The 9,602-nt window shown below is 66.2% G+C and carries 8 protein-coding genes; 2 read left to right on the top strand and 6 right to left on the bottom strand.

Annotation, left to right across the window (positions count from 1 at the left end):
- Positions 1-294: 294 nt before the first annotated feature.
- The 6 genes from EV643_RS43480 to EV643_RS46330 all read right to left on the bottom strand — a co-directional run bounded on the left by EV643_RS43480 (position 295) and on the right by EV643_RS46330 (position 7,818).
- Positions 295-741, bottom strand: a complete 447-nt coding sequence (locus EV643_RS43480; RefSeq protein WP_133806092.1) for a pyridoxamine 5'-phosphate oxidase family protein — start codon at positions 739-741, stop codon at positions 295-297.
- Positions 742-758: 17 nt separating this feature from the next.
- On the bottom strand, positions 759-1,040 hold the full coding sequence (locus EV643_RS43475) for a hypothetical protein (protein WP_133806091.1): 282 nt from the start codon (positions 1,038-1,040) through the stop codon (positions 759-761).
- A gap of 64 nt (positions 1,041-1,104) precedes the next feature.
- On the bottom strand, positions 1,105-4,005 hold the full coding sequence (locus tag EV643_RS43470) for an ATP-binding protein (protein WP_166665811.1): 2,901 nt from the start codon (positions 4,003-4,005) through the stop codon (positions 1,105-1,107).
- 525 nt (positions 4,006-4,530) lie between these two features.
- Positions 4,531-6,072 carry a carboxylesterase family protein gene (locus tag EV643_RS43465; RefSeq protein ID WP_133806089.1) on the bottom strand — a complete coding sequence of 514 codons (1,542 nt, stop codon included), beginning with the start codon at positions 6,070-6,072 and terminating at the stop codon, positions 4,531-4,533.
- Positions 6,073-6,325: 253 nt separating this feature from the next.
- Positions 6,326-7,390, bottom strand: coding sequence for an NAD-dependent epimerase/dehydratase family protein (locus tag EV643_RS43460; RefSeq protein ID WP_133806088.1), 1,065 nt, complete (start codon positions 7,388-7,390; stop codon positions 6,326-6,328).
- A 275-nt stretch (positions 7,391-7,665) separates the two neighbouring features.
- A complete protein-coding gene (locus EV643_RS46330; protein ID WP_238166221.1) occupies positions 7,666-7,818 on the bottom strand; it encodes a manganese catalase family protein in 153 nt (50 codons plus the stop codon).
- Positions 7,819-8,163: 345 nt separating this feature from the next.
- Between EV643_RS46330 and EV643_RS43450 the strand changes: the two genes are divergently transcribed.
- Positions 8,164-8,529: a DUF4383 domain-containing protein gene (locus EV643_RS43450; RefSeq protein ID WP_238166220.1), complete on the top strand. Its 366-nt coding sequence runs from the start codon at positions 8,164-8,166 to the stop codon at positions 8,527-8,529.
- A gap of 212 nt (positions 8,530-8,741) precedes the next feature.
- Positions 8,742-9,290 (top strand): hypothetical protein, encoded by a 549-nt coding sequence (locus EV643_RS43445; protein ID WP_133806087.1) that lies wholly within the window; start codon positions 8,742-8,744, stop codon positions 9,288-9,290.
- Positions 9,291-9,602: the final 312 nt, after the last annotated feature.

The raw sequence follows: 9,602 nt of genomic DNA, 5'->3' as shown, positions 1-9,602 counted from the left end.
CTCAGCGCGGGCGGCACTTCATCCCGGGATCTCCGGAGACATCAGTCCGGCATGTCGTGAGACACGTGTCCGGGATGTCGTGAACCAGAACACTGCCGGGGGCACAAGTCGGCACCAGCGCATGCCCACCGTTCCAAGCCGCGGAGCGGTGGGTTGGCCGGGAATGGCAGGGACGGCCCGGCTTCGTAGAAGGAGTGATGGCAACCCTGGCGTGGGCGTGGTGTCGATCAGGTGTGCCGACGATCGATCTGACCTGCGGGCTTGTCCGTTGCTGCTCGGCTCAGCGCCGAACTGCTAGCCCGGGATCTTTGCGAAGTCCCAGGTGACGGCCTCGGTGGGGTGAAAGCGAATGAACGCGCGTTCGCCGATCCCCAGGCCGACGAGGAACTCGTAGGACTCCACCGCCTGCTCGTGGTCACCGATGTACCGCTGGAACCAGTCGCCGTACTGCTCGGCTGTTATATCGTCATCGAGTACGCATGCATGCCCCTTGTAGTGCACGCCGGCGTACGGCTGGTCGGCCTTGTCGATGAGAACCGAGGCCGTGCCGTCACGACGCGTGTTGCGGACGGCATCGCTGTTCTTCCAGGTACTGAAGATGATGTCGCCGTCGTCCACGGCGTACGTCATGGGCGTGATCCTGATAGTGCCGTCCTTGTTCATGGTCGCCAGCTTTGCCACCCAGAGACCTTCCTCCAGGAAGGGCTTCAGCTCCTGATCGGTCAGCGGCGGGAGCTTCATCTCGTTCCTCGCTTCCTCTAGCGACCGTTGATCATGCTGTGGAGCGGTGAGATCTTGAGGTCCGGTGCGACGCCACCGACCGCCTCGATCAACGGAACCAGGACCTGCGCGAACCGCTCGAGATCCTCGGCGGACTCCCAGACATCCACAACGAAGTAGCTGCCGTTGTCCTTGAGCGCGGCCGTGTGCGACAGCCGCCCCTGCGGGTTACCGTACCCCGCCTCATCGAGCTGGTTGATGATCTGGTCGTACTGCTCGACGGTGTCCGTGCCTGCGTCTGAAACCATCACGATGGCCATGACTGCACCCCTTTCTCGGATGCTGCGACAGTAAGGAGCGGGCGGTGCGAAAGCGTCCGCCGAACTACTCAGCCGGGCTACTCATCTCCTGGTGTGCCACCCACGACGCGATCTGGCTGCGGTTTGACAGACCGAGCTTGGTGAGGACGTGCTGGACATGGTTCTGCGCAGTTCGCTCGGAGAGGTACAGCTCCTGGGCGATCTCCCGGTTCGTCTTACCGGCAGCGACGAGCCCTGCCACCTGCCATTCGCGGCGAGTCAGCGGACCAGCCGCCGAGAGCTCTTCGACGAGTGCGTCCACTTTGGCCGCGATCACGCCCATGCCGAGGGCCGACGTCTGCCGCAAGCTGGTCGCCAAGAGATGCCGGGCCCACGCGATGTCGCCGGGCCGACGCCGCCGTGCCAGTACGGACGCCAGCTCGTACTCCGCTTCGGCGAGATACCCCACCGCGCCGTTGGCCGCACACACATCTGCCGCCGCCTCGAGATCCGCAACGGCCTCGTCGAGCCGACCCAGATGGGCCAGGCCGTGACCGGTCCAGAGCTCAACGGGACCGAAGTAGGCCACCTGCCCAGCTCCACTGCACACGTGGTGACCGCGGTACGCGCCGAGCCTGGTGACGAGCGTGGCCACATCTTTGTCCGCGCCCAGCTCCACGGCGAGGTTGGCGCCAAACGCCAGGGCCGGAAGTATGGCGTGTGGTGACGGCTGCCACTCGGCCGGCGGGCCAAGCGAGCGATACACCGCAGCGGCTTCGTCGAGACGTCCTACCGACGCGAGCAGATGCGCGTTGGCGACTGCAACGATGATCCCGGCCGTAGGAAGCTGCCGCTCGAACACAGTGACGCCGGCGTAGCCGCTGGCCTCCAGCGACCCAGTGGCTTCAGGTCCGATCTGAAGACTCATCTGGTTCAGCAGCCCGGCGCGCTCGTGGAAACCGATGTCGTCACCGATTGCCGCCAGCTGCGAGAACGCCTCATCGGCCAGCATCATGGCATCGCCGAAGCGAGCCTGCGCCTGGGCCAGCACGGCCCGGCACTTGAGCAGCTCGTACCGCGCGTGCGGCCCGCGGACCTGCTCGACGCACCACGACAACATTTCGAGCTCGCGGGCGACGCGGAGCAGGTCGCCGCGTTCGAACGCGGCGTCGACATGCCACAGATGTGCCCACATCTGGGTGTGCGGGTCGGCCGCCTCGCGGCCGAGCTCGAGCATGCGGTCGGCGAGCACAGCGCGCTCCTCCAGACCTTCTGGTCCCGAGCGGGCCAGCCGCCTCGCTCGCAGCGCCGCCTGCAGTGCCGCGCGGTCGCCCGCCTCCTCAGCCAGCGTGAGGGCCTCTTCACTGGCGCGCCCGGCGACCTTGTACTCCTCGTAGCCGTGGGACGTGGTCCACGCGTCGTAGATCGATGCTTCTGCCAGCCGCGCCAGGAGCCGCGCCCGCAGGGCGATGTCGGCGCTGTCGACCACCGCCAGAGCTTGCTCGCACAGTCGTCGCGTCGTCGCCTCCAATGGCGTTGGGGCGATGGCCTCGCGGACGAGTGCGGCCTCGGCGAGGAGGCTCGGCCGGGCCATAGCGCGCGCGGCAGCCGCCGCTCGTACGCTCGCGTCGACGCTTCCCGCGATGTCGGTCGAGGCATTCAGCGCGCTCGACAGGCCGAGACACAACCGGCAACGCATCTCATCGTCCAACTCATCTTCACCGAGGCTGAGCGCAAGACGGTACAGCCGAGCGCCCTCCTCGTAGGCCAGCGCCTCCATGGCCTCGTCGGCGGCAAGCGTGATCCAGTGCACGGCGCGACTGAGGTCGGCGTCAACCGCTGCGACCGCCCAGTGACGAGCCAGGTCCGACAGATGTCGCTCCATCCTTCCGACGTAGACCGACTCGACCGTCTCGGCGGCTGCACGGTGCAGCTGCACACGCTCGGCCGTCGACAGGCCTGCCTCGACGGCATCCCGAACCAGCGCGTGCGTGAACCTGTGGTTGCCGGGGATCGTTCCCGCTTCGACCAGGCCGGCGGCCGTGGCCTCGTCGAGGGACGAGAGGCAGCTCATCGACGTGGCGCCGACCATTGGCGCGACGACAGTGGCCGAGAACTCGCGACCCACGATCGATGCGGCGTGGATCAGGGTCACGGCGTCCGGCGACAAACGGCTCAAGCGGCTACGGATGGCTTCGCGCACGTTGGCGGTGACTGGGGCGAGACCTCCGGCTACCTTGCCTGCTGGGAGCACGCGCCCCACCTCGCCGACGAAGAACGGGTTACCCCTGGTGAGAACATGCACCTGCCGCGCGTCGCCGAGAGTGACATCGTGTCCCAGCACTGACGCGAGGTGCATCGCCACGGCCTGCTCGGTCAAGCCGGTGAGGTCGATCTGTCGTGTGATCGGCTCTCGGACGAGGTCCGCGAAGTACGCGGCGTGCTCGTGCTCGGTGTCGCGGTGGTTCACCATCATGAGCAGCCGTTCGTCGCGCACCGTTCGCGCGAGGTGCCGCAGCAACAGGACCGAGGGACGATCGGCCCAGTGCGCGTCGTCGAGAACCAGGACGAGTGGGCTGTTGGCGGTGATCTCGCGGAACAGCCGCGCGACAGCTTCGAACTGGCGAAAGCGGTCTTCAGCCCACGCGAGGGCGTCCGGTCTCGACGCCGGCCCGCCGAACACCTCGGGCGCCAAGCGTGCGAGGTCCTCGTCGACTTCCGCGATACCGACGAGCTCAACCGCTCCGCGGAGGAGCTGACGCCACGGCCAGTACGGCGGCGCCCCCTCGGACTCGACAGCGACCCCCCACAGCACGGGCACGCCGCGGACGCCGGCCAGACCTGCGAGCTCTTCGGCAAGCCTCGTCTTGCCTATACCCGGCTCCCCGCGGCACAGCACGATGCTCGGACGCCCCTGCTGCGCGTCATCCAGGTAGCCGGCGAGCGCAGCCAGCTCCCGGTCGCGTCCGACAAGGACACCCCGCATTCCCCAACCATACGGCTCTGCCATTGACGTTACGCCAGATCCCGCGCAATGCATCGTTGTCCTGTCCCCGTCTTCTCCGGGGCGACATCCGGCGGCGACCGGTTACGACCTTCCAGACAGCTGCCAGGATGACGCGGGGCCGGACCTGGCTCATTGGGGATTGGCGTGGTCGATCCCACCTGACTCGCAGGCGTGAACTGGGTTCACGCTCGCCAGTTCAGCGTGGGAACACCATGGGAACAAAGACACGTCAACCTGAGGCAACCAGAGTGGAGAACCGTCGCATTGGTGATGGCTGGCGACGCCTGGAGAGGCATAGGTAGGTGGGGTGCTCCAGTTTCCTGAGCCGTGCGTCGCAGGTTCGAATCCTGCCGGGGGGCACGATGTGATGTCTCAAGACAATAGGCATAACCCCAAACCCTCATTTGGTTCGGGGGTTGTGCGCTGTGGGCTGGGTGCAAGGCCGCGATTACTTATGGGGGGTTGGCAGTCGAACGGCGGTTCGCCGGCCAGCCGTCTCGAGCTTCACGGAACCGTGAATCCGAGTAGCCAGTTGTAGATGTCGTGGCCGGCGGTGAGGTTGTAGGTACGGGTCCACGAGTCGTGGTCCACGCCGGGGTAGACGGTCAGCTCGGCGTCACGTCGCGGCGGCGCAGGACACGCCATCAGATCGGTCAGCGGCTCGATACTGCCGGCCGGAGCCACAATGTCGTCGGCGTCGCCATGGAAAGCCCAGATCGCGACGTCACCGAGCTGGCACTTCGAGGTTTCCCACGCCGGGCGGCCATCGCCGGCGATCGGAACCATTGCCGCAACCTGGGGGCCCGCTTGCTCGGCGACGTACTCCCAGGCGCCGAAGGCACCGCAGCTCAGCCCGGTCAGATAGACCCGCCGCGGGTCGACGTCATAGTTTGCGATCGCGTACGACAAGAAGTCGCGCACCTCTGCGGGGGTGGTACAGGGCGAGCCATTCTCCGGATGGCCCAGGTCGTGCTGAATCCTCATCACACAGGAACCGGGGTGCTCGACAGCCTCGCAGGCAGCGTACGGCGCGTCCTCAGTCGGGTTTGCGTGTTGCGGAGCGAGCACCACGAAGGGACGCTCCGACAGCCACCCGCTGTTCCTGATGAGCTGCGGGATCCCCGTGGCCAGGAGGTTCCCCAACTCGGCAGATGAGCCGTCGCCGTTCTCGCCGAACCCGTGCAGAAACACCAGGAGGGGGCTCCGCTCGCCTCCGCCGTAGCCGGGCGGAAGGTACTCGTAATATCCCGACGGAGAATCCGTCGTTCCGGCGGGCCGGGCCGTGAGCCGCTGAGACGACCCGGTTCCGATCAGATCGCCCGCGATCCGGCAGAAATCAACGAAGAAACCCGGATGCGGACCGCTGATCTCGGCCCCCAGGAACTCGAGGAACGTCCCACCGGGTTCGCCGTCACCACCAGTGTCGAAGAGCGTCCGATAGCGGACGGCCCCTCGATCGCGCAGCACGACATTGCCCGAGGAGTCCTCCACCACGAACGGCTGACCAGCCACGACGGTGACGAATTCGAAGACAGAGCCCTCCACTCTCGTAGCACCGATCTCATTGGTCACACTCTGGCCGCGCACCACGAACCACTCGCCGGTATCGAGATTGGTGTGGGTCTCGCGGTAGGAGGACGTGTCCTTGAGAAAGAAGGCAGACTGGTCGCCATTCTTGCCTGCACGCACGCGGTAGCTGCCGCTGAACTCCGCCTGGACTTCGACCGGATATCCGCAATCGTCGTAGACGTAGGAGTCGGTCCCCGAATAAGTGCCCCGGTCGATGATGGTGGCGCCGGCCGGCATGACCGCCAAGCCCACCAATAGCGCAGCCAATCCGCCGACCAGCGCAGCCCGAAGCTTTCGCATCGTCGTTCCCCCCTTGCGCATTCTAGTCATGAGCGCTGAACCGTCCTCCTTGTTTACCCCGATCAGGAGCTGGTTCCCATAGCGCAGCCCAGCAAATGACCCGCGATCGAGCAACGACCTGCTTCCACGCCGGGTCATCCAGCCCCCGGTACGGGCAATCGCCGCTTCGACCTCCAAGACGCCTGGCCGCCGTGGGCCTCCGGCGTTGGAGACAGGAAGTCCTATGGCTGCAGCGACCTGTGGAACAGCGGATCTGGTCAGAGAAGGTGAGCTGTCCTGCGAAAGCCACACCACGGGCGTGGACTGTGGCGCCTTGACGCAACTGGGCAGTCACTCGGAACACGGTCGAGAAGCCCAGTCCTGACCGGCGTTTCAGCCAGGTCGTGGGAGTCTCCAGTCCGCGAATGGTCACGGTGCGTCGTCGGTTGGGTCATGGTTGGCGCCGATGGCTGACCGGCCCACGTCGGATCAGATCCGACAGCTCACCCAGCACGGTGCGTTGCCGCAGCACTGCCGTGATACCCGTGGCGGCATGTCGCATGCCCGCGATGGTTTCGCGCAGCACGGTCTCCGCGTCTACTACCGGAGCCCAGCCGAGCTCACGCTCGGCGCGAGCGCTATCGAGTGCCGGGACAGCGCAGGCCAGGTCCAGCCAACCCGGGGCCACCGGTTGCAGTCTCGCCCACCAGGTCGCGGCCATCAGTACACGAACCAGCCGTGCTGGGGTCGCCACCCACCGTGCCCCCAGGGCTTCAGCGATCATCGCTGCCGAGACCGGCGCCGCCGCGGCCAGATTGTATGCACCACCAGCCCGCTGCCGCAGAACTCGCACGATCGCGTCCGCGACGTCGTCGGCATGCACGATCGGGATCGTCAACCCCGCAGGCATGGGCAACACAGGTACGGCCCCGATGGTCTTGGCCGGAAGAAAGGCCGGCAAGGCATAGCGCAACAACGCGCTACCGGCGGAACGCTGACCGATGATTCCAGGCCGCAACCGGGTGACGGCCGTACCGTTCGTAGACTCTTCGAAGGAGTCGAGAAGCCTTTCTGCCGCGACCTTGTGCCGGCTATATGACGAGCTGGGTACCGCCTCGACCGGCCAGTGCTCATCGACCGGGCAAGCGCCGCGCTTCGGTGCGTACGCCCCGACCGACGACATGTGCACCACCTGCCCGATACCCACTGACGCGATCGCATCGAGGACGCGATGAGTGCCGCCGACTCCGACTGCCTCGAGGTACGGCACCTGGTGAGACGGCTGGAAGCCCCACGCCAGATGCACGACCGCATCCGCGCCACGGATCACCCGCCGCAGGACGAAACCGCTGTCACGGCTGGACAGATCCACCGAAACCCACTGCGGCCCATCCACGGCAACGTGATCAGGTATTCGCCGTGCCAACGCGACAATGTCGTATTCTCCGGCCTCCAGCAGCCGCCTGGTCAAGGCCGTGCCGACGTTGCCACTGGCACCTGTGATAACAACTCGCATGATGCTCCCGAGCAGAGCCGGTCGATGTTTCTAGGTCAGCGCCGCCCCCTTGACGCATTCGACACCAGGGCGGCGGGGACTGTCGCAGAACCACTGCTTGGCCTTCCTGGGTAGGCTTTGACTTACCGTGCCTTTCAAGTCCTGAACCGCCTCGGTCTGTAGACGTCCTTGTGCCTCGGCGGCGGAGTCCGCCCGGAAGTCGGGGTTGGCCGGCATCGCGCCGCCACCTGTGACGATGGACTGCTGTGAGTCCATTCCGCCCGACACCGCCGCCATCACCCAGTCCTGACCGCTTCGGCGGTCATCGTGGCCGGCGCGCCTTCGAGCAGCCGCGCAATCATCGTCGCCAACATCTCGACATGCCCGATCTCCTTGGTCGCGGTGTCCATGATCAGGTCCTCGTACTTGCCTCGACCGGGCAGTTCCACGCGTGGAACTGCCCGGTATATTGCTTAGTCAGCCACTTCGTATCACGGAACATGAGAGCCTCCCCCCTCGTTGGTCGCGCCTCTGTACCCGCGGCTGATCCATGTATTCACGCGCTCCGCTGAGGAACATCGTCACGGTCGCCTGGGCGAGGGTCGCCTGGACCGTGCTGCCGCCGGCCCTTCACCGGATCGACCTTCTGGTCGTTACGCTGTCCGGGCATATCCACCTCCTGGCTGGGCACCACGCGCGCCGGACCCATCGCCCGCACGTCCCCGCCCGAGCCCTCAGCGGCCCCGCGAACACAGGAAGAGGGTCGCTGCATGTCGCAGACCAGCGCAAACAGCATGACCGCAATACCGATCCAGAAAGCCGCGACCGCGGTATCCCTAGTTTTCCCCGCTGTCGGAGTGCTCGGGTTCGTCCCCGGCATCAAGTCTCGATCCTCCACGACTTCGTCCACCTGCTGTTCGGCATCGTCGGTCTCGCCCTGGCACGGTCAGCCTCTGGCCCGGTCTTACCTGATCGGCGGCGGAGCGGTGTACGTAGCGCTGTGGATCTACGGTCTGGTCATCGACCAGACCAGCTCGGCAAACGTCGTCCCGCTCAACACCGCCGACAACTGGCTCCACCTCGTCCTCGGGATCGGCATGATCGGCCTCGGGATCGCCTTCTCGCGCAGCGTGCCGCACACCAGCACCCCCCGCGCCTGACCTACCAGCGCCAGCCCCCGGTGTGCTCCGACCTCAGGGCACTGTGCGCCATCGTCGGAGACTCGCGAGGTGGGCGCTGGTCGTGTGCCGCGCGGGGTGGCGACGTTCGGGTCGAACGCCGGCCAGCGCGTGGCAATCCCTGCTGCGATTCGCGATTACAGGCGCCATCGAGGGGTACTGCCGGCGAAGCGATTTCGACGAAGGAGACTCTAATGGCTCGCAATACACTGGCTCGCTCGATGCACGACGTGGGACTCGCCGCCTGGTTCGGCGGGACCCTGGCGAACGCCGTCGCCCTGAACGCCGCGGCAGGGGAGGCCGATAACCCTGGTAAGACGGGCGCCGTGGCCAACGTGGGGTGGGATCGGTGGACGCCGGTCAACACTGCTGCCATCGGCTCCCACCTGGTCGGGGCCGTGGGCCAGCTTGCGGGAAATGCCGCGCGGGTGCGGGGCCAGCGGGGCGTCGGCTCGATGGTGCTGGTGAAGACGGCGCTGACGGTGGTCGCGCTTGGAGTGACCGCCTACAGCCGCGTACTGGGGAAGAAGGTCTCGGCAAAGACCGACGTACCGGCGGAGTCCGGCACCGAACCCGCACCGACCACGCCCGATGACGTCGCGGCAGCCCAACGCCGGCTGGCGATGCTGCAGTGGGCAGTTCCCGCTATCACCGGTGCGCTGGTCGTCGTCAGCGCCTTCGCTGGCGAACAGCAACGCGCAACCGAAGTCCACAAGGGATTCCTGCGCCGCATCCTTGCCTGACCCCCTCCGCCATCTACTGAGAGGAACGGATCGCAGGCCAGGCCTAACAGTTCAGCGTGGGAACACCGTGGGAACAAAGAGGAGTCGATTCGAGTCACTCGGAGTCAAGAACCCCCGAACTGGAGTTGGCTAGACACGCCTGGAGGGGCGCATGTAGGTGGAGTGCTTCAGTTTCCTAAACCGTGCGTCGCAGGTTCGAATCCTGCCGGGGGCACCCTGTGATGTCTCAGGACATCGCGGACGGCCGAACCCAATAGATGTGGGTTCGGCCGTCCTTGGTTTTTAGCGGGTGGGGCCTGGTGGTCTGCCGGT

It is taken from the genome of Kribbella caucasensis (assembly GCF_004361855.1).
Taxonomy (GTDB): Bacteria; Actinomycetota; Actinomycetes; order Propionibacteriales; family Kribbellaceae; genus Kribbella; species Kribbella caucasensis.
Note: the sequence above shows the minus strand (reverse complement) of the source record. Positions and strands in the feature narration are given on the sequence as shown.

What these genes read in the sequence shown, in the direction of transcription:
- EV643_RS43480 (WP_133806092.1), bottom strand. Translation starts at nt 741, where the DNA reads ATGAAGCTCCCGCCGCTGACCGATCAGGAGCTGAAGCCCTTCCTGGAG.
- EV643_RS43475 (WP_133806091.1), bottom strand. Translation starts at nt 1,040, where the DNA reads ATGGCCATCGTGATGGTTTCAGACGCAGGCACGGACACCGTCGAGCAG.
- EV643_RS43470 (WP_166665811.1), bottom strand. Translation starts at nt 4,005, where the DNA reads ATGCGGGGTGTCCTTGTCGGACGCGACCGGGAGCTGGCTGCGCTCGCC.
- EV643_RS43460 (WP_133806088.1), bottom strand. Translation starts at nt 7,390, where the DNA reads ATGCGAGTTGTTATCACAGGTGCCAGTGGCAACGTCGGCACGGCCTTG.
- EV643_RS43450 (WP_238166220.1), top strand. Translation starts at nt 8,164, where the DNA reads ATGACCGCAATACCGATCCAGAAAGCCGCGACCGCGGTATCCCTAGTT.
- EV643_RS43445 (WP_133806087.1), top strand. Translation starts at nt 8,742, where the DNA reads ATGGCTCGCAATACACTGGCTCGCTCGATGCACGACGTGGGACTCGCC.